Raw genomic sequence first — 20,527 nt, forward strand, 5'->3', positions numbered from 1 at the left:
ATGGCTAATTTCGTTCGCCCGTTGGGCTTTGTGTTGCTCGGTGGCATTGCCGGAGCAGGGGCTGCCTGGTGGCTGGCCACTGAAACCGGAACAGCACCGACTTCTGAAACTGCCAGCTCCGAAAGCCAGGAACCCCTCTACTGGGTGGCACCAATGGACCCCAATTTCAAAAGTGACAAACCCGGAAAATCGCCCATGGGGATGGATCTGGTTCCGGTTTTCGAGGAAGGCGGATCAGGCAATGATTCAGCCGGTACAGTTCGAATCTCGCCAACGGTTGTGAACAACCTGGGGGTCCGCACTGAACCGGTGATCAAGGGGCGCCTGCCAAACAACATCACCACCGTGGGCTATGTACAGTACAACGAAGACGAAATGGCCCACGTTCACCCCAGGGTGGAGGGGTGGATCGAAGCACTCTACGTGAAAGCGGAGGGCGAGCCCGTCGAGAAGGGCAAGCCACTCTACACCCTGTATTCACCCACGCTGGTGAACGCTCAGGAGGAATTGCTGCTGGCCTTGAACCGGGGAAATCAGCGTCTGGTTGACGCGGCGTCTGAGCGTTTGACTGCGCTGAACGTGCCGGCCAGTTTGATCAAGCAGTTGCGGGAAACCCGCAAGGTACAAAAAACCATGACGGTTTACGCCCCTGCCTCCGGGGTGATCGAGAACCTGAATGTTCGCCAGGGAATGTTCATCAAGCCCGGAGATCGGGTGCTGTCCATCGCTGCGCTCGATGAAGTGTGGTTGATTGGTGAAGTCTTTGAGAGCCAGCTTTCTGCAGTCGAGGAAGGTAACCGGGCAACCATGACACTGGACTACATGCCCGGCCTGAAATGGCGCGGAGAGGTGGATTACGTCTATCCCGAGGTCAATCCCGATACGCGCACAGCCCGGGTCCGGATGCGTTTTGATAACGCCGACGGTGAACTGATGCCGGGCATGTTTGCCCGCCTGGAGGTTCAGGGCAAGCGGGGAAACCGGGAATTCCTGGTGCCCCGGGAAGCCGTCATCCGCACCGGGCAGAGTGATCGCCTGGTGCTGGCGCTGGAGGAGGGCGCTTTCAAATCTGTTGAGGTGACTGTCGGCCGGGTGGGAGATCAGTACGCGCAAATACTCGACGGCATCATGCCGGGCGATATGGTGGTGACCTCCGCCCAGTTCCTGATCGACTCTGAATCCAGCAAGAGCTCCGATTTCCAGCGAATGTCTGCCCAACCCGGCGACGGCATGGACCCGGAGATGGACCATTCGGAAATGGACCACAGCAACATGGACCATGACGGAGGCCAGCAATGATCGCCTCCGTTATTCACTGGTCTATCCGCAATCGCTTTCTGGTACTGCTGGCCACCGTGCTCATCACCGGCCTGGGCCTGTATTCGCTGAAGAAGACGCCAGTGGATGCTCTGCCGGATCTCTCCGATGTGCAGGTGATCATCAAAACCAGCTTCCCGGGCCAGGCGCCGCAAGTGGTCGAAGACCAGGTGACCTATCCGTTGACCACCGCCATGCTCTCGGTGCCGGGAGCGGAAACGGTCCGGGGCTACTCGTTCTTCGGTGACTCCTACGTGTATGTCATCTTTGATGAAGACACGGATATGTACTGGGCCCGTTCGCGGGTGCTGGAATACCTTTCCCAGGTAGCGCCCAGCCTGCCGGACTCGGCCCGGCCCCAACTTGGGCCTGACGCCACCGGCGTGGGCTGGGTATATCTCTACGCCCTGGTTGATCGCACTGGCCAGCATGACCTGAGCGAACTGCGCAGCCTTCAGGACTGGTTCCTGAAATACGAGCTGCAAACGGTACCCGGTGTTTCCGAGGTAGCCGCGCTTGGCGGCATGGTGAAGCAGTACCAGGTCAAGGTCAGTCCGGAAAAATTGCGGGCACTGGGAATCCCCCTGGCCCATATCCAGAATGCCATCAAACGCGGTAACCAGGAGGTGGGTGCCTCCGTTATCGAGATGGCCGAAGCGGAATACATGGTGCGAACCTCGGGCTACATCCAGTCCCGCGACGACCTGCTATCGATTCCAATGGGCCTCGATGACAACGGCACTCCTATTTTGCTGAAAGACGTGGCCACAGTGGAAACCGGTCCACAGATGCGCCGGGGTGTCGCCGAGCTGAACGGCAACGGCGAAACTGTTGGCGGCGTTGTGGTGATGCGTTTTGGTGAAAACGCCCAGGCAACCATTAACGGCGTGAAGGACAAGCTGGAGGAACTGAAATCCAGCCTGCCCGAAGGGGTGGAAGTGGTCACCGTTTATGATCGCTCCGGCCTGATTGAAAGGGCGGTCAATAACCTCGGGTTCAAACTGCTGGAAGAGTTTCTGGTGGTGGGCCTGGTATGCATTGTTTTCCTGTTCCACGTGCGTTCGTCACTGGTGGCGATTCTCAGCCTGCCCGTGGGCATTCTGATGGCCTTCATCGTTATGCACTGGCAGGGCATCAACGCCAACATCATGTCGCTCGGGGGGATCGCCATTGCCATTGGCGCCATGATTGACGGCGCCATCGTGATGATCGAGAACATGCACAAACACATGGAGCGAACGCCACTCACGCCGGAAAACCGATGGGAGGTGGTCGCCCGTTCGGCCTCGGAAGTCGGGCCGGCGCTGTTCTTCTCGCTTCTGATTATCACCGTCAGCTTTGTGCCCGTCTTCGCCCTGGAGGCGCAGGAAGGGCGGATGTTTGCGCCGCTGGCGTTCACCAAAACCTACGCCATGGCGGCCAGTGCTGCGCTTGCGGTCACGCTGGTTCCGGTGCTCATGGGCTACTTCATCCGTGGCAAGGTGCTGCCCGAACACAAGAACCCGGTGAACCGGCTGCTGGTGGGCATCTACATGCCGGCGCTGAAACTGGTGCTCCGGTTCCCGAAAACAACCGTTCTGGCAGCGTTGCTGGCCCTGGTTGTGGGTGTGTGGCCAGCCACCAAAATTGGCAGTGAATTCATCCCGCCGCTGGATGAAGGCGATTTGATGTATATGCCAACCACCTATCCGGGGATCTCGATCGGCAAGGCCAGGGAATTGTTGCAGCAGACCGACAAGCTGATCGCCACCTTACCGGAGGTTGAAACCGTGTTCGGCAAAGTAGGGCGGGCGGACACCGCAACCGACCCGGCGCCGTTAACGATGATTGAGACTTTCATCCAGCTCAAGCCCCGGGACCAGTGGCGTGAAGGCATGACCACCGAGAAGCTCAAGCAGGAGCTCAACTCCCTGATTCAGTTCCCGGGGGTAACCAATGCCTGGGTGATGCCGATCATCACGCGTATCGATATGCTGGCCACGGGTATCAAAACACCGGTGGGCATCAAAGTGGCAGGCCCGGACCTTGCCGTGATTCAGGACATCGGCAAGCGTCTTGAGCAAGTCATGGTCGACATTCCCGGTACGGCCTCCGTGTATTCAGAGCGGGTCGCCGGTGGGCGTTATATCAAGGTGGATATCAACCGGGAGCGTGCCGCCCGCTATGGCCTCAACATTGCCGATGTTCAGCAGGTTGTTGCCTCGGCGATTGGCGGCATCAATGTGTCGAGAACCATTGAAGGGCTTGAGCGTTACCCGATCAACCTGCGTTACCCCGCAGACTACCGGGATTCGCCCGAGAAACTGGAGCAGCTTCCCATCGTAACCGCCTCGGGCCAGCGAATTGCCCTGGCCGATGTGGCGGATATCCGGATAGAAGACGGCCCGCCGGCAATCAAGAGCGAAAATGCCCGCCTGAACGGCTGGACCTTCGTGGATATCGAAGGCGTGGATGTGGGCACCTACGTGGAACAGGCCATGGATATTGTCAGCGACGAGCTGGACCTGCCCGCAGGCTACTCGGTGACCTGGTCAGGCCAGTATGAATACATGTTGCGGGCCAAGGAAAAGCTGACCTACGTGGTGCCGCTGACGCTCGCCATCATCGTGATCCTGCTGTTCCTGAACTTCCGGCGCTTTGCCGAGGTGGCCATCATTATGGGCACGTTGCCATTCGCAATGATCGGTGCCATCTGGCTGATGTATCTGCTGGGTTACAACTTCTCCGTGGCGGTAGGCGTGGGCTTCATTGCTCTGGCCGGCGTGGCGGTTGAGATTGGCGTGATCATGCTCGTATACCTCAACCAGTCCTACCGGGAAATGCAGGAGACCTGTGAGCACAAAGGGGTGTCACCACGCCGGGAAACCCTTCGCCATGCGGTGCTGCATGGGGCCGGCCTGCGGGTTCGGCCGGTCATGATGACCGCTGCGGCCATTATTGGTGGTCTTGTGCCGATCATGATCGGTAGTGGCACTGGCTCGGAAGTGATGGGCCGCATTGCCGCGCCGATGGTGGGCGGGATGATCACCGCGGTTATTCTGGCTTTGTTGGTGATTCCCGTGCTGTTCTACCTCTGGAAGAGCAGACGCGTTCCGCAGTGAACTCTGGTCTTTAAACGCAGATAAATGTTGTTCAAGTGACTTTGATTTCAGCCCCGATTCGGTTTTAGGCCTTTACTGAATACGGGGCAGAATCACTGCCACATCCCAGGGAGAGACTTATGAACCGATGTGGCGTTTTAATCGCATGTCCGCCGATGGTGGTAGCACCGGCTTTCGGGTTTGCCAAGGTAACTCCGGTCAAATGGCCGGTGGGGGAATGATGAATCAGGAGCACAGACAACAAAAAAGGCCAACCCCGAAGGATTGGCCTATTCTGTCTTTCTGATTGGTCGGGACGGCAGGATTTGAACCTGCGACCCTCTGCACCCCATGCAGATGCGCTACCAAGCTGCGCTACGCCCCGTCAACGGCTAGGCAACAGAAACAGGGTTGTTTCAGTAGCTTAGCGGGAGCGAAGTCTACACCAGCCCCCGCTAAAAATAAATAGGGGGCTGGTTAAAATTCTTTCCCGTTAACGCAGCTTGGTTTCCCGCAACCTTTGAATGGAAACCGGCGGTTCAAAACTGTGTGGATCAGCGTCGGTCCAGTATTTGTCGTAAATTGACAGGCCGGTCTGGCCCTCCAGCAGGGAACCGGGTTCCAGGAACGGGAACAGATCCAGATAGCTGTGTACCTCGGTTTTCGACACCCGGCGAATGATGTTTTCCGGACCCAGCTCGGAAGGGTGGTTCAGGCCCGAGGCTTCCAGCAGATTCTGCAGGGCGTCCAGGGTTTTGCGGTGGAAGTTGTATACCCGCTCGCTTTTCAGCGGCACGTCCAGTTTGTTGCTCCGGCGCGGGTCCTGGGTGGCCACGCCGCTGGGGCAGCGGCCGGTGTGGCAGTTCAGTGCCTGAATGCAACCCAGGGCGAACATGTAGCCACGGGCGGAATTGCACCAGTCGGCGCCCAGGGCCATGGTGTGGGCAATGTTAAAAGCAGAGGTGATTTTGCCGGCCGCACCGATGGCGATGTCTTCGCGCAGGTTGGTGCCCACCAGCGTGTTGTGCACCAGCAGCAGGGCCTCATTCATCGGTGTGCCCAGGCGGTTAATGAACTCCAGCGGTGCCGCACCGGTGCCGCCTTCGCCGCCATCCACCACGATAAAGTCCGGCTTTTTCCCGGTAACGAGCATGGCCTTCACCATGGCAAACCATTCCCAGGGATGGCCAATGGCCAGTTTGAAACCAACCGGTTTGCCGCCGGACAGCTCCCGCAGCTTGTGCAGAAATTCCATCAATTCCACCGGTGTCGAGAACGCTGAATGGCTGGCCGGGGACACGCAATCCTCTCCCACTTCCACGCCTCGCGCTTCTGCAATTTCCTCGGTGACCTTCTCTCCGGGCAGGATGCCGCCGTGGCCGGGCTTGGCGCCCTGTGAGAGTTTTACCTCGATCATTTTTACCTGATCAAGGGAGGCGTTTTTCTTGAACATGTCTTCGTTGAAAGTGCCGTCAGGATTGCGGCAGCCGAAGTAACCGGACCCGATTTCCCACACCAGGTCACCACCGGGACGGCGATGGTAGCGGGAGATGGAGCCTTCACCGGTGTCGTGGAAAAAGTTGCCTTTACGGGCACCTTCGTTGAGGGCAAGGATCGCATTGGCGGAGAGCGACCCGAAACTCATGGCGGAAATGTTGAACACACTGGCGCTGTAGGGCTTCTCGCAGTTTTTGCCGATCACAATGCGGAAGTCACTGTTGTCGATTTTCGTGGGGGTCATCGAGTGGCTCATCCACTCGAAGCCTTCCTCGTACATTTGCAGTTGTGAGCCAAACGGGCGTTTATCCAGTACATCTTTGGCGCGCTGGTAAACAATGGCACGCTGTTCCCGGGAGAACGGCCGCTCTTCGGTATCGGACTGGATGAAGTACTGGCGAATTTCCGGGCCAATGGATTCAAACAGATAACGGAAATTGGCCATAATCGGATAATTGCGGCTGATGGTATGGCGCCGCTGAAGCAGATCATAGGTACCCAGAGCCGACAGTGCCGCAAAGATCAGTGGAATAAAATAACCGGCGCCGGCCCACAGGGTGATTGGCAGTGAGATGATCAGACCGGCGACGCTGGCGGCATATACGCCATAACGCAGCGGGACAGTGGTGGTTTTCGCCATGGGTACTCCTTTGCTTTTGGCGGGTTTTGGCTATGCTCAGGTGTTAGATGCAAGTGCGTCTTTTTTGATGTTTGGGCGTCAAAGTAATAGCATTGCGCGCCTGTAATATCCGGGTTCCATTTTAATGATAAAAATCCGAACACGTATTCAGCAAAATCACACCATTATCAGGAGGCTCCTAACGTGGGCGAGGTAGTGAAAGACGAGTATCAGACGGATTACGTTGCAGGCCAGGATAATATTAATCCTTTAGGCCTGGACCTCCATAACTGGGTTTTCCCGGTTACCGCTGTCATCGTGGTGCTGTTTGTTATCGGCACCTTGATGTTTCCGGCGCAGTCCAAGGAAATTCTGGATGGCGCCAAGTGGGACATTATCGCCAGTTTTGACTGGTTCTTCCTGCTCAGTGCCAATATCTTTGTGGTGGTCAGCCTGGCACTGATTTTCATGCCCGTGGGCAAGATACGCCTTGGTGGTCAGGATGCAAAGCCGGAATTCTCGCGGATTTCCTGGTTTGCCATGCTGTTTGCCGCCGGCATGGGCATCGGCCTGATGTTCTGGGCGGTGGCCGAGCCGGTCGCTTATTATACCGGCTGGTATGAAACTCCGTTCAACGTGACTCCGGAAACGCCGGAAGCTCAGAACCTTGCCATGGGTGCGACTATCTATCACTGGGGCCTGCACCCCTGGGCGATTTATGCAGTCGTGGCCTTGTCACTGGCGTTCTTCGCTTTTAACAAGAATATGCCGCTGACCATCCGTTCGGCGTTTTTCCCGCTGCTGAAAGACAAGGTATGGGGTTGGCCGGGGCACATCATCGATGTACTGGCGGTGGTCGCGACCATTTTCGGTCTGGCAACCTCTCTTGGCTTCGGTGCCCAGCAGGCGGCGTCGGGTCTGGATTATCTGTTCGGTATCGGCTCCGGCACCAATATCCAGATGGGCATCATTGTCGGTGTAACCGCGGTTGCGCTGGTGTCGGTACTGCGTGGCCTGGATGGTGGTGTGAAGATTCTCAGTAACATCAACATGGCCACCGCCGGTGTGGTGCTGTTCTTCGTGATCTTCGCCGGTCCGACCATGTCCATCCTCGAAACCATCTGGGTGACATCCTCCAGCTACGTCACCAACGCGGTGCCACTGAGCAACCCGTTTGGCCGTGACGACGAAGCCTGGTTCCAGGGCTGGACTGTCTTCTACTGGGCCTGGTGGATTTCCTGGTCACCGTTCGTTGGCATGTTTATCGCCCGTGTGTCCAAGGGCCGTACGGTACGCGAATTCGTGACAGCCGTACTGATTATCCCGACCGTGATCACCATTGTCTGGATGAGCAGCTTTGGTGGCGCCGCTCTGGAGCAGATCCAGCAGGGCATTGGCGTACTGGCTCAGGATGGTCTGACCGAAGTACCGCTGGCGACCTTCCAGATGTTCGAGCAACTGCCGATGACCGGCATCCTGTCCTTCGTGGGCATCGTGCTGGTTCTGGTGTTCTTCGTGACCTCGTCGGACTCCGGCTCACTGGTGATCGACAGCATCACCGCCGGTGGTAAAACCGACGCACCGACTGCTCAGCGCGTGTTCTGGGTGGTGATGGAAAGTGCCATCGCTGCTGCGTTGATTTTCGGTGGCGGTGATGATGCGCTCGGGGCGATCCAGGCCGTGGCCATCAGTGCCGGGCTGCCGTTTACGGTGGTTCTGCTGATCATGACCTGGGGCTTGCTCAAGGGCCTGACCCATGAAAGAAAACTGCTGCTGCAGCGGGGCGAACTGCTCTGATTGCGGACGCAGGCGCCTTAAGGCGCGTTTGATAGAAACCGGGGCCCAGGCCCCGGTTTTTTTATGCATGCAGAAAAAGGAGTTGCAGGCGCTGGTGCGCGCGGATCAGAGCGCGGCGAAGCTGTCCATCACATAGCGAACCCGTTCGCCGGGGGAAAAGTGAGGGCGCTTGAGTGCTTCGAGGTGGCGCAGGCGTGGCAGGAGTCCGCGACCATTGGCCATCTGGATGGCGAGGCCGGGCCGGGCGTTGAGCTCCAGCAGCAGTGGCCCCTGATTGGCATCCAGCACCAGGTCAACGCCCATATATCCCAGGCCGGTGGCCTCGTAGCAACGGGCGGCCATATCGAGCATGGTTTGCCAGTCTTCAATGGCAATGTTTTCCAGAGGCAGCCCGGTATCCGGGTGCATGGACACGGGCCGGTTGAACTGAACGGCGTTCAGGCTCTTACCGGTCCCGATATCCAGCCCCACGCCCACGGCGCCCTGGTGCAGGTTGGCCTTGCCGTCGGAGGCGCGAGTGGCCAGCCGCAGCATCGCCATCACCGGGTAACCCTGGAATACCACAATGCGAATGTCCGGTACGCCCTCAACCGAGTAGCGGGCCAGAGCAGGGGAGCACTGCACCAGATCCTCAACGATGGCGACATCCGGTGAGCCCGCCAGTGAATACAGACCGGCCAGGATATTACTCAGGTGCCGTTCCAGCACATCGGTGCCAATGGCCGCGCCGGAGGCTTTGACAAACTGGTCGCCGTCTCTGCCGGTGACCACGGTAATGCCCTTGCCCCCGGAACCCTTGGCGGGTTTGATGGCAAAGCCGCTCAGGTCCTGTACCAGCTCCCTGAAGTGAGAGATTTCGTGCTGCTGGCGGACCACCTGGAACAGTTTGGGGGTATTCACCCCGTATTCTTCCATGATCAGCTTGGTTTTCAGCTTGTTGTCCACCAGCGGGTAGGCTGACCGGTCATTGTACCGGGCAATGTAATCCACATTGCGCCGGTTCATGTTGAGCATGCCCAGCCTTTTTAGCTTGCGGGGGGAAATCCACTGCATGTCAGTCGTAGGCCTTCATGGGGGTGAATCGCCGCAGCTCGGAAAGCTTGTAGCCGGTGTACTGGCCCATCAACAGGATCAGACCCAGCACCACCAGATGCAGTTCCGGGAAGTTGAAGGTCAGGTGCCTGGCCAGCGGTGCATCCATCGCCAGGTAGGCACAAATGGCCACGAACAGGCTGCCGGAGCCCTGCACCAGCACTTCGTGGGCACCTTCCTCTTCCCAGAGGATCGACATGCGCTCAATGGTCCAGGCGATAATCACCATGGGAAAGAAAGTCACCGTCATGCCGGTATTGAAGCCCATCTGGTAACCAATAATGGACAGGCCGGCGGTGATGAATATAACCAGGATGATCAGAGCCGATATGCGCGAGACCAGCAGCAGGTTCAGGCTTGAAAGATAGCCCCGCAACAGCAGGCCGATGGCGACCACCGAGAGAAAGGCGATCAGTCCCGGGGCCAGGGTGGTCTGGACGAAGGCGATGGCAATCAGCACGGGCATGAAGGTTCCGGAAGTGCGAATACCAACCACAATGCGCATGAAAGCGACAATCAGCGCACCCAGCGGCAACAGCAGCAACATGCGGAACATGCTCTGTTCCTCGATAGGCAGCTGGTAGAAACCCAGCACGCCCAGGCCGTTATCATTGGCCTCCATGGTGGCCAGTTGCAGGGCCGGTACGGTTTGACGGAGCATTGAAAAGCTGACGCGGGAGTCATCACCGCCCATCACATCCAGAAGCGATTCCGAGCCCTGGCGCCATAGCAGAAGGTTTTCCGGTACGCCCTGTTCACCGGTTCGCGGGTTGAAGGTCAGCCACTGCTCACCGTTATGGATTTGCAAAAAGGGCAACAGAGGCTGCCTGCGCCTGGCATCCTCAAGGCGCAGGCCGTCAGCCGTGCGCGCCGCAATGCCGGCATGGTTGAGCATCCTCACCATCAGTGGCAGGTAGTTGTCTTCAGACACCAGCAGCGTGGTGTTCTGGGTTTCGCTGCCGGGTTGCAGCAGGCGGATCAATTCCCGGGTCATGCTTTCCGGGGTGCTGGAACGCTCCCGCGCCTGGCTTAGCAACTCGCGCACGGCGGTGGCTTCCGGCTCTTCCCAGAACTCCGGTTGGGGCCGGGGTTTCTGTTCAGGCTTTTGTTCCCCGGAATCGGTGTCCGGGACAAACTGTGCCTTGAAATAGAGCGTTTGTTCACCGGAAACGTTCCGTTTGTTCCATTCCGCCCGGCGATTGCCGTTTTCCTCGATAATCGCGAAGCCATAGCCCGGCGACGCCGCCTGTTCGGTAATTATCCGGAAGCCCGGCGGCTGTTCCGGGATATGCAGGTTCACCCGGGCCGGCTCGCCCAGCCCTTCGAAGTCCACGCGCGCTTCGATCATCCAGACCGGCCGCTGCTCCCCGGTACTCCAGGGCACACCCATTTCCACATGGCGCCAGACCGCCGTTGCAATGCCAGCGGCGATCAGCAAGAAAACAAAAATATAAAAGGGCGCGCGCGAGCGGGTGGTCATTCATTGTCTCCGCTGTTGCCGTTGTCCAGATAGGAGGAGGGCAGCTCGGTGGCGTATTCCTGGCCGACATCAATCAGCATTACGTCACGCAGGATGTTGCGGCCAACCAGTACGTCATAGGTCAGATTCTCGCGGTCTGCGAGGGTGAATTCCGCCACCTGCTGGTGGTCGCCGATGGCAAACTGGAGTTTAACCACGGCTCGCCTCTCGCTGTCGTCCGAACTGGCCTGGATGATTTTGACGGTTCGGGATATTTCCTTTTCCATCGTCACCCAGTCGTCCTCGGTGCCGGGAACTGGTACTTCGAACCGGACCCAGTTGTTGCCGTCCCGCTCGAATTGTTCGATATTGCGGCCGTAAATGGAGGAAGTTTCCGCCCCACTGTCGATCCGGGCCTTGTACACCAGGCCGGGGCCCGCGAGATAGAAACGCTCCACCTGGCCGACAATGACCTTGCCGTCCCTGCGGTCGGCGCGGCCCCTTTCCTTTTCGGTCGTGCACTCCTGCTTGACTTCGGGCGGGGGACAGCTGGGTTTTTCGACCTGGGTGGCAATGGCCTGCAGAATGCTCTCGGTATTCCGTGCCTCTTCGGACAGCAGTTTTTCATGGCGGAGGGTGGCGTTTTCCTCCATGGTTACCAGGGTTGCTCTTTGTGCTTTCACCGAGGTGCGCACGTCATCCACGTTGTCCTTGGGTACCATCAGGTAGCGGTCAGCTGTGCAGCCGCCCAATGCGAGTACCAGAACAGGAATAGTCAATAAACCGGCAGGACGGATGTGAGAGAATCGCAAACCCATCAAAAACCTCAGGCAGGGCCGGGTGGTTGATCACACCCCTTGGCCATAAATGTGTGGTAAAGCAAAGGCGCAAGTATACTACACCGCTACCTTGCTATGTGTTTACAGTTGGTTAAGGCGATAACTCAAGGGTTGTAAAGGAGTTCTTTTTTGTGATTGAGGTATTGGGGCAGGCAATAGCCGGTTCGCCGGAACAGATGGCCGGCTGGTTTCTGGTCGTGGCGGTCGTGGGCGTGGGTGCGTTGGCCACGGCATTGTGGATGGCCATTTCGCTGAAGCGGGCCAACCGTGAGCGATTGCACCAGCAAGACGAGCTGACTGACGCAAAAGCGCAGATCAGCCGGGCTGAGCAGGACCAGGCGTTGCATCACCAGGAAGTATCGCACCTGGAAGCGGCGCTGGCAGACAGTAAAGCCCGTGTACAGGAGCATGAAAATGCCATCGAGCACTGGCGCCAACGGGCCGCCACCCTGGAAAACCGTCTGGCCGGAGTGGAAGCCGAGCTGTCCTCCCGCAGGGAGCAACTTGACCGGCAGGAGCAGGAGAAGGAAACGCACCGGCAACGGGCGGAGTCACTGGCCGCCGAGTTGTCCGAACTGCAGGTGGCGTTGAAAGAACAGCAGGTCACGCTGGACAAGGAGCGGCGTTCAGCCGCTGAAAAACTCGAATTACTTGAGAAAAACCGGGATGCCCTGAAGCAGGAATTCGAGAACCTGGCGAACCGAATCTTTGACCAGAAAAGCGAGAAATTTAGCCAGCAGAGCAAGACCAGCCTGGACTCATTGCTTGCGCCGTTCCGCGACCAGCTGCAGGACTTCCGCAAGCGGGTGGACCACGTTTACACCAGCGAGAGCAACGACCGCCAGGCGCTGCGCAGCGAGATCAAATCCCTGCAGGAGCTGAACCGCCAGATCACCGAGGAAGCGTCCAACCTCACCAAGGCCTTGAAAGGCGACAAGAAGATCCAGGGCAACTGGGGCGAACTCATTCTGGAGCGGGTGCTGGAACGCTCCGGGCTGCGCAAGGGCGTGGAATACGAAACCCAGGGCAGCTACCGCGACAGCGACAATCAGTTATTGCGCCCGGACGTGGTGGTGCACCTGCCGGACCACCGCAACCTGATTATGGACTCGAAAGTGTCTCTGCTGGCCTACCAGGAATGGGTCAGCACCGAGGATGAAACCCTGCGGGAAGATGCCCTCAAGCGCCATGTGGAAGCGGTTCGCAACCACATCCGCACCCTCAGCGAGAAGGACTACAGCCAGCTGAACGGCCTGCATTCGCCGGACTTTGTGTTGCTGTTCATGCCCATCGAGCCGGCCTTCGTGGCGGCCTTCCAGCAGGACGAGAACCTGTTCGCCGAGGCCTTCGAGCGCAAGATCATTGTGGTCACACCCACCACCTTGCTGGCCACCTTGCGCACCATCGAGAACATCTGGCGCTACGAGCGCCAGAGCCAGAACGCCAAGAAGATCGCCGAGCGGGCCGGGGCCGTGTACGACAAGCTGCGGGTATTCGTGGAGGCCATGGAAAAGCTGGGCACCCAGATGCACACGGCCCAGAACACCTACGATTCCGCCATGAACACCCTGACCCGGGGCCGGGGCAACCTGATTTCCCAGGCCAACCGCTTTGTGGAGCTGGGGGTTCGGGTCAAAAAGGAGCTGCCCAAGGGCATTGTGGACCAGGCCGAGGTGGATGCCGACGAGGTGGAAGAGACTGCCGAAGAGCCGTCAGCGGTTAATAAAGAGCCCTCAGCCGATAAAGAGCCTTCCGCAGATACGGAAACATCCTCCACGGAACGCCAGGAAAGCTGACCAACGGGGCGCTCTTTCGCTTCGCCTTCTGTCGCATCACGCGCCTGTTCGAATTTCTGGTAAACTCTCGCTTCTTTATGACAGATCGGGGTCTGATTCGGCCCCGGGACTTCCTACAATCAGAAAGCTGATGAGGCGACTATGACCACCGTTATCCGCCAGGACGACCTGATCGAGAGCGTAGCCGACGCGCTGCAGTTCATCTCTTATTATCATCCGAAAGATTTCATCGACGCCGTACACGAGGCTTACCAGCGGGAAGAATCCCAGGCCGCGAAAGACGCCATGGCCCAGATCCTGATCAACTCCCGCATGTGTGCCCAGGGCCACCGCCCGATCTGCCAGGACACCGGCATCGTGACCGTGTTCGTGAACATCGGCATGGATGTAAAATTCGAGTGCGATCAGCCGCTGGATGACGTGATCAACGAAGGCGTGCGCCGCGCCTACACCCACCCGGACAACGTGCTGCGTGCCTCGGTACTGGCTGATCCGGACGGCAAGCGCCAGAACACCAAGGACAACACGCCGGCCATCATCCATTACAAGATGGTGCCGGGTAACACCGTGGAAGTACACGTGGCGGCCAAGGGCGGCGGTTCGGAAGCCAAGTCCAAGTTCGCCATGCTGAACCCGTCCGACGACGTGGTGGAATGGGTACTGAAGATGGTGCCGCAGATGGGCGCTGGCTGGTGTCCGCCGGGCATGCTGGGTATCGGCATTGGCGGCACTGCCGAGAAGGCGATGGAACTGGCCAAGGAATCCCTGCTGGACCCGATCGACATCCACGACCTGCAGGCCCGTGGCGCCTCCAACCGCGCCGAGGAACTGCGCCTGGAGCTGTTCGAGAAGGTCAATGAGCTGGGCATTGGTGCCCAGGGCCTGGGTGGTTTGACCACCGTGCTGGACGTGAAGGTCAAAGACTACCCGACCCACGCCGCCAACAAGCCGGTGGCGATCATCCCGAACTGCGCCGCGACCCGTCACGCGCACTTCACCCTGGACGGCACGGGTCCGTCGCTGCAGACTCCGCCGAGCATCGAAGACTGGCCGGAAATCACCTGGGAAGTGGGCGAGAACGTGCGCCGCGTGAACCTGGACACCGTCACGCCGGAAGACGTGAAAGACTGGCAGCCGGGTGAAACCGTGCTGCTGTCCGGCAAGATGCTGACCGGCCGTGACGCGGCCCACAAGAAGATGGTCGATATGATCCAGAACGGTGAAGAACTGCCGGTGGACCTGACTGGCCGCTTCATCTACTACGTGGGTCCGGTGGACCCGGTACGCGAAGAAGTGGTTGGTCCGGCTGGCCCCACCACCGCCACCCGCATGGACAAGTTCACCCACACCATGCTCGAGAAGACCGGCCTGACCGGCATGATCGGCAAGGCCGAGCGCGGCCAGGTGGCCATCGATTCCATCAAGGAATTCGGTGCGGTGTACCTGATGGCCGTGGGCGGCGCAGCCTACCTGGTGTCCAAGGCCATCAAGGACGCCAAGGTGGTGGCCTTCGAAGAGCTGGGCATGGAAGCGATCTACGAGTTTGAAGTAGAGGACATGCCAGTCACCGTCGCCGTGGATTCCCGTGGCAGCTCCGTGCACCAGACCGGCCCGGTCGAGTGGCACGACAAGATCATCGCCGCCAAGGCCGTATGATCTGACTGATCGTCTCAGTGCAGCCCTGGGCGTCCGCTCAGGGCTGCCACTGAAACGCCTTCATTCTTACCCTTCCTTTAATCACCTCGACGCCTTCCATCCGTAGCTTCTCGGTTTGAAGCTGACGGGCCTCCGTGCCTTCGGGGAAGGCAATCTGGCCATTGCTGCGGATCACCCGGTGCCAGGGGATGCAGTGCCCGGCGGGCAAGCTGCCCAGGGCCCGACCCACAAAGCGCGCCTGTCGGCCAAGGCCTGCCATGGCAGCAATCTGGCCGTAGCTGGCCACCTTGCCTTCTGGAATGGCCGCCACGACCTGCCATATCTTTTGTTCCCGGGAAGGTTCCTGGTTGATCGTGTCCATTTATTACCTGTGCGTTATTCGTCGGTGCCTTCCTTGAACTTTCATGGTTTGCCCTAACCAAGTTATCAGGTAGTTTTACTTTTATGTGTCTGAGTAAGTGACAGGAGGCATCTTGCCCGTTTTCTTTTTCCTTTTCATTGTCATGCCCATTGCGGAGATGGCCGTGCTGATCAAAGTTGGCGGCATCATCGGCGTATTCAACACCATCGGCCTGGTATTGCTGACCGCGGTGGCCGGGGCATGGCTGCTGCGCCAGCAGGGACTGGCGACTCTGTTGCGGGCCAATCAGCGACTGAACAGCGGCGAGTTGCCCGCCAAGGAAGTGGCCGAAGGGCTGATTCTGGCCGTCGGTGGTGCGCTCCTTCTGACTCCCGGCTTCATCACCGATACGGTGGGCTTCCTGTGCCTGATCCCCGGCTCCCGTCACTGGCTGGCTGCCCAGGCACTGAAACGCATGACGGTGGCTGGCGGAAGCCAGAGCTTTCATTTCCAGGCGGGGTCATTCCGGCAGGGGCCTTTCGACGGACAGGGCCCCTTCGGTCCACAAGGCCCGTTCGACCGGGATGCCAACGGTGACATCATCGAAGGCGAGTATGAAGAAGAGCCGGAAAAGGACCGCGACCGGATCGAAAAAAAGTAAAAAATTTTTTGATCCGGGTATTGAAATGCCCACCCCCACCCCCATTTATCCACCACAAGTTCGCTATGGGCTGAAAAGCACTGGCAATCAGCTGCTTGAGGCCCTGGCACATTGTCGGGCCTGCCTTGGTCCGGCGCTTTAACATGCAATTGTCATTGCCACATTAATCTGACTACTGGAGAAACAGAGCAATGAAAATTCGTCCGCTACACGATCGTGTTGTCGTACGCCGTAAGGAAGAAGAAGAGAAAACTGCGGGTGGCATCGTGCTGCCGGGTAATGCCAAAGAGAAGCCTTCCCAGGGTGAAGTGATCGCCGTGGGCAATGGCCGCATTCTCGACAATGGCGAAACTCGTGCACTGGCGGTCAAGGTGGGTGACACCGTGGTCTTCGGCCAGTTTGCCGGTAACACCGTGAAAGTTGACGGTGAAGAGCTGCTCATCATGAGCGAGAACGAAATCTACGGCGTGCTTGAGTGATCGCGAACGCGACAGGTACCAACGCTCATTAATCCGATTGAATCAACTTCGGTTTAACGAACAGGAATAGAGAAACATGGCAGCAAAAGACGTTAAATTCGGTGATAACGCGCGCAAGCGCATGGTCGCAGGTGTCAACGTACTGGCGGACGCAGTCAAGGTTACCCTGGGCCCGAAAGGTCGTAACGTGGTTCTGGAGAAGTCGTTTGGCGCTCCGACGGTTACCAAAGACGGCGTTTCCGTGGCCAAGGAAATCGAACTGAAAGACAAGTTCGAGAACATGGGCGCCCAGATGGTGAAAGAAGTGGCTTCCCAGGCCAACGAAACCGCCGGTGACGGCACCACCACCGCGACCGTTCTGGCCCAGTCCATCGTTAACGAGGGTATCAAGGCGGTGACCGCCGGCATGAACCCGATGGACCTGAAGCGCGGCATCGACAAGGCGACTGCGGAAGCAGTGAAAGCCATCCGTGAGATGGCCACGCCGTGCAACGACAGCCGCAACATCGCCCAGGTTGGCACCATTTCCGCCAACGGCGACGAAACCATTGGTAAGCTGATCGCAGACGCCATGGAGCGTGTTGGTCAGGAAGGCGTGATCACCGTTGAGGAAGGCCGCAGCCTGGAAGACGAGCTGGACGTGGTTGAAGGCATGCAGTTCGACCGTGGCTTCCTGAGCCCGTACTTCATCAACAACCAGGACAACATGTCTGCCGAGCTGGATGACCCGTACATCCTGCTGGTCGACAAGAAGATCTCCAACATCCGCGAACTGCTGCCGGTGCTGGAATCTGTCGCCAAAGCTGGCAAGCCGCTGCAGATCATCGCCGAAGACATCGAAGGCGAAGCGCTGGCCACTCTGGTTGTGAACAATATGCGTGGCATCGTGAAGGTCAACGCCGTGAAGGCGCCTGGCTTTGGTGACCGTCGCAAGGAAATGCTGCAGGACATCGCCATCCTGACCGGCGGTACCGTGATTTCCGAGGAAGTGGGCCTGACTCTGGAGAATACCACTCTGGATGACCTGGGTACCGCCAAGCGCGTAAACGTCACCAAGGAAAACACCACCATCATCGGCGGTGCTGGTGCCGAGGCTGATATCGAAGCTCGCGTTGAGCAGATCCGCAAGCAGATCGAAGACAGCACCTCTGACTACGACAAAGAGAAGCTGCAGGAGCGCGTTGCCAAGCTGGCTGGCGGTGTTGCCGTCATCAAGGTGGGCGCAGGCTCTGAAGTGGAAATGAAAGAGAAGAAGGCCCGCGTTGAAGACGCGCTGCACTCCACCCGCGCTGCCGTTGAAGAAGGCATCGTTGCCGGTGGTGGTGTGACCCTGATCCGTGCCATCCAGGCACTGGAAAAGGCCGACGCCATCAACGAAGAGCAGAAGGCTGGTGTGAACATCCTGCGCCGCGCCATGGAAGCGCCGCTGCGTCAGATCGTGTTCAACGCAGGTGGTGAATCTTCCGTGGTTGTCGCCAAGGTTCGCGAAGGTGAAGGCTCCTTCGGCTACAACGCCGCGACCGAAGAGTACGGCGACATGCTGGAAATGGGTATCCTGGACCCGGCCAAGGTCACCCGCTCTGCCCTGCAGGCGGCTGCTTCCGTTGCGTCCCTGATCATCACCACCGAGGCGATGGTTGCTGACGAGCCGGAAGAAGAAGGCGCCGGCGGCGGCATGCCGGACATGGGTGGCATGGGCGGAATGGGAGGCATGGGCGGCATGATGTAATGCCGGCCTGATCCCCACCCGGCGCTAACGCCGGGGCCGATCACCCGAACAAAACCCCGCACTGGGCAACCGGTGCGGGGTTTTTTATTCTCGGTGCAGCGGCGGGACGGTAGGTCCGGTGCTATATTTCAAAGGCGAAAGTTGGTGGCATGGGCGTCCGGGTGTCACCGGCTGGCCTACCCAAACCGTTGAGTCCAGGAAGGGCGATGAGGTGGTTTTGGCATATGAAATCTGTCCGGCAACAGATACTTCCCTGCATTGTCTCGATCGTTATGCTGTTAACGGCCGCCGGGGCTATGGGGCAGCAGGAAACCTGGCGGATTAACCTCCGGGATGCCGATATTCGGGCCCTGGTTACCCAGGTTGCCGATATCACCGGCCGGAGCTTCGTGGTGGACCCGAGAGTCACAGGCCAGGTGACGGTGTTATCCAGTGCTTCGCTGAGCCGCGATGAAATCTACGATTTATTTCTGGCTGTTCTTAATGTTCATGGCTTTGTCGCCATTCCCGGTGACCAGGTTGTTCGGATAGTCCCGCAAGTGAATGCCAGACGTTTGGGGGCTCCGGATTCAGAGCCTCCGGGTACACCCTCCGAGCAGTTGATTACCCGTGTTGTTCGTGTCGAGTACAGCCAGGCCGCTGATCTCTTGCCGATTTTACAGCCTCTGGTGGCTGAGTACGGACATCTTTCCGCCGCACCGCAGGCCAATGCCCTGGTTATTGCAGACCATCAGTTGAACATTGAGCGAATTGAACAGATTGTCAGCGAACTGGACGCCCCGCCAGAATACGAGGTGGAGGTGATCCAGCTGAAAGAGGCCTGGGTGGGGGATATGGTCACCCTTCTGCAGGAACTGGCCCCCGAGCAGCTTGGCGGCTCAGGTGGTGATAATGCCGGGCGCAAATACAGTGTGACGGCGGATGAGCGCAGCAACCGGTTGATTCTGCGGGGTGACCAGGTCTTCCGGGAGAAAATGCGACAGTTGATTACCCAGCTTGACCAGCGTTCGGCCTCCGGTGGCACCACCAAGGTGATTCGCCTGAAGCACGCTGACGCGAAGAATCTGACCGAGATTCTCAAGGGCGTGATGGGCGAGCTGCTGAAGGAAAGCGCTGGCAGTGATAATTCTGGTGGGCGGCCGGGAAACAACTTTTCGGTATTTGCCGATGAAGGACTGAATGCGCTGGTGGTGCGGGGCGATCCGTCCTTGATGCAGGAAGCAGAACAGATTGTCGAACAGCTCGACGTGCGTCGGGCGCAGGTGATGATCGAGGCGGCGATTGTCGAGATCAGTGATGAAATGGGCGACCAGCTTGGTGTGCAGGTGGCCGGTGGGGATGAATCCCGGGGAGCCTTCCCCCTGCTGGGAACCAACCTGGCCAGTGGTGAGGGCATGCTGGGGTTGAACTCGGTGATCAGTGCGCTGGTGGGTGATACCTTGCCTCAATTGGGTGGCGGGCTGACCGCCGGCGCCGGTGAGCGTAACGACGATGGCGTAAGCTGGGGCATTCTGGTTCAGGCGTTGTCGTCGTCGGCCGCTGCCAACCTGTTGTCCACGCCCAGTATTATCACGCTGGACAATCAGGAGTCGGAAATCATTGTCGGCCAGAACGTACCGTTTCGGACCGGTGAATCGACCGTCACGGGTGATGGCACAACCAATCCTTTTACCACCATCGAGCGGCGCGATGTGGGGCTGTCATTGAAAGTCACCCCGACCATCAGTGCCGAGGGGCTGGTGCGCCTGGTGGTGGAGCAGACCACCGAGGATATCTCCACCACGAATGTTTCCGGTGCCTCGGATCTGATCACCAACAAACGTGAGATCAAAACAACCGTGCTCGCCGATGACGGTGAAACGGTTGTCCTGGGTGGTTTGATCAAAGACGATCTTCAGGTCAGCAAGAACAAGGTGCCCTTGTTGGGGGACATCCCGGTGCTTGGCCGTTTGTTTTCCTCGGAATCGGAGCAACGGGTCAAGCGTAACCTCCTGGTGTTTTTGCGTCCGACCATCATGCTCGGTAAGCAGGAAGCATCGGCCGCCACCAACGAGAAATTCAACCGTCTTTGGGATGTCAATCTCGAAGCCAGGGAAAAGCTTGGGTTGCCGGAGCCGGGTGAACAGCCAACCGTGGACATGTTGTTTGAGGGGCGTCGGGAATGAT

Annotated in this window: 14 protein-coding genes and 1 tRNA gene; 9 read left to right on the top strand and 6 right to left on the bottom strand. The window is 58.6% G+C overall.

Annotated features, from left to right (window positions below; genetic code table 11):
- Together BMZ63_RS04265 and BMZ63_RS04270 are read left to right on the top strand one after the other, a co-directional pair.
- Positions 1-1,299, top strand: coding sequence for an efflux RND transporter periplasmic adaptor subunit (locus BMZ63_RS04265; RefSeq protein WP_091702120.1), 1,299 nt, complete (start codon positions 1-3; stop codon positions 1,297-1,299).
- The gene (locus BMZ63_RS04270) at positions 1,296-4,418 is read left to right on the top strand and encodes an efflux RND transporter permease subunit (protein ID WP_091702123.1); all 3,123 of its coding nucleotides are present in this window, start codon (positions 1,296-1,298) and stop codon (positions 4,416-4,418) included. Before BMZ63_RS04265 ends, BMZ63_RS04270 begins: the two co-directional genes overlap by 4 nt.
- Positions 4,419-4,705: 287 nt before the next feature.
- Here BMZ63_RS04270 and BMZ63_RS04275 read toward each other — a convergent pair.
- Positions 4,706-4,782: transfer RNA gene (locus BMZ63_RS04275), tRNA-Pro, on the bottom strand.
- A 108-nt stretch (positions 4,783-4,890) separates the two neighbouring features.
- Complete coding sequence (locus BMZ63_RS04280) at positions 4,891-6,534, bottom strand: FMN-binding glutamate synthase family protein (RefSeq protein WP_091702126.1); 1,644 nt, start codon at positions 6,532-6,534, stop codon at positions 4,891-4,893.
- Between the two features lie 183 nt (positions 6,535-6,717).
- On the opposite strand from BMZ63_RS04280, the gene BMZ63_RS04285 reads away from it, so the two are divergent.
- A complete protein-coding gene (locus tag BMZ63_RS04285) occupies positions 6,718-8,310 on the top strand; it encodes a BCCT family transporter (RefSeq protein ID WP_091702129.1) in 1,593 nt (530 codons plus the stop codon).
- 105 nt (positions 8,311-8,415) lie between these two features.
- Here the strand turns inward: BMZ63_RS04285 and BMZ63_RS04290 are convergent, their stop codons facing one another.
- The 3 genes from BMZ63_RS04290 to BMZ63_RS04300 are packed head-to-tail and all read right to left on the bottom strand — an operon-like array spanning position 8,416 to position 11,613.
- The gene (locus BMZ63_RS04290; protein WP_091702132.1) at positions 8,416-9,363 is read right to left on the bottom strand and encodes an alpha-L-glutamate ligase-like protein; all 948 of its coding nucleotides are present in this window, start codon (positions 9,361-9,363) and stop codon (positions 8,416-8,418) included.
- 1 nt (position 9,364) lies between these two features.
- Positions 9,365-10,882, bottom strand: coding sequence for an inactive transglutaminase family protein (locus BMZ63_RS04295; RefSeq protein WP_091702134.1), 1,518 nt, complete (start codon positions 10,880-10,882; stop codon positions 9,365-9,367).
- Entirely contained in the window at positions 10,879-11,613 is a 735-nt protein-coding gene (locus BMZ63_RS04300) for an ATP-dependent zinc protease family protein (RefSeq protein WP_342351333.1), read from the bottom strand. Before BMZ63_RS04300 ends, BMZ63_RS04295 begins: the two co-directional genes overlap by 4 nt.
- Before the next feature lie 218 nt (positions 11,614-11,831).
- On the opposite strand from BMZ63_RS04300, the gene BMZ63_RS04305 reads away from it, so the two are divergent.
- Together BMZ63_RS04305 and BMZ63_RS04310 are read left to right on the top strand one after the other, a co-directional pair.
- Positions 11,832-13,496, top strand: coding sequence for a DNA recombination protein RmuC (locus tag BMZ63_RS04305; protein WP_227663512.1), 1,665 nt, complete (start codon positions 11,832-11,834; stop codon positions 13,494-13,496).
- A 141-nt stretch (positions 13,497-13,637) separates the two neighbouring features.
- Complete coding sequence (locus BMZ63_RS04310) at positions 13,638-15,152, top strand: fumarate hydratase (RefSeq protein ID WP_091702137.1); 1,515 nt, start codon at positions 13,638-13,640, stop codon at positions 15,150-15,152.
- A gap of 37 nt (positions 15,153-15,189) precedes the next feature.
- Here the strand turns inward: BMZ63_RS04310 and BMZ63_RS04315 are convergent, their stop codons facing one another.
- Complete coding sequence (locus tag BMZ63_RS04315) at positions 15,190-15,513, bottom strand: MGMT family protein (RefSeq protein ID WP_091702140.1); 324 nt, start codon at positions 15,511-15,513, stop codon at positions 15,190-15,192.
- Between the two features lie 112 nt (positions 15,514-15,625).
- Between BMZ63_RS04315 and BMZ63_RS04320 the strand changes: the two genes are divergently transcribed.
- The 4 genes from BMZ63_RS04320 (at position 15,626) to gspD (ending at position 20,526) form a co-directional block, all read left to right on the top strand.
- Complete coding sequence (locus tag BMZ63_RS04320; RefSeq protein WP_091702142.1) at positions 15,626-16,153, top strand: FxsA family protein; 528 nt, start codon at positions 15,626-15,628, stop codon at positions 16,151-16,153.
- Positions 16,154-16,344: 191 nt separating this feature from the next.
- Positions 16,345-16,632, top strand: a complete 288-nt coding sequence (groES, locus tag BMZ63_RS04325; protein WP_091702145.1) for a co-chaperone GroES — start codon at positions 16,345-16,347, stop codon at positions 16,630-16,632.
- 76 nt (positions 16,633-16,708) lie between these two features.
- The gene (gene groL / locus BMZ63_RS04330) at positions 16,709-18,361 is read left to right on the top strand and encodes a chaperonin GroEL (RefSeq protein WP_091702148.1); all 1,653 of its coding nucleotides are present in this window, start codon (positions 16,709-16,711) and stop codon (positions 18,359-18,361) included.
- Between the two features lie 224 nt (positions 18,362-18,585).
- A complete protein-coding gene (gene gspD, locus BMZ63_RS04335) occupies positions 18,586-20,526 on the top strand; it encodes a type II secretion system secretin GspD (protein ID WP_091702151.1) in 1,941 nt (646 codons plus the stop codon).
- Position 20,527 lies beyond the last annotated feature (1 nt).

The sequence above is a fragment of the Marinobacter persicus genome (assembly GCF_900114155.1).
In the GTDB taxonomy this organism is placed as follows: domain Bacteria; phylum Pseudomonadota; class Gammaproteobacteria; order Pseudomonadales; family Oleiphilaceae; genus Marinobacter; species Marinobacter persicus.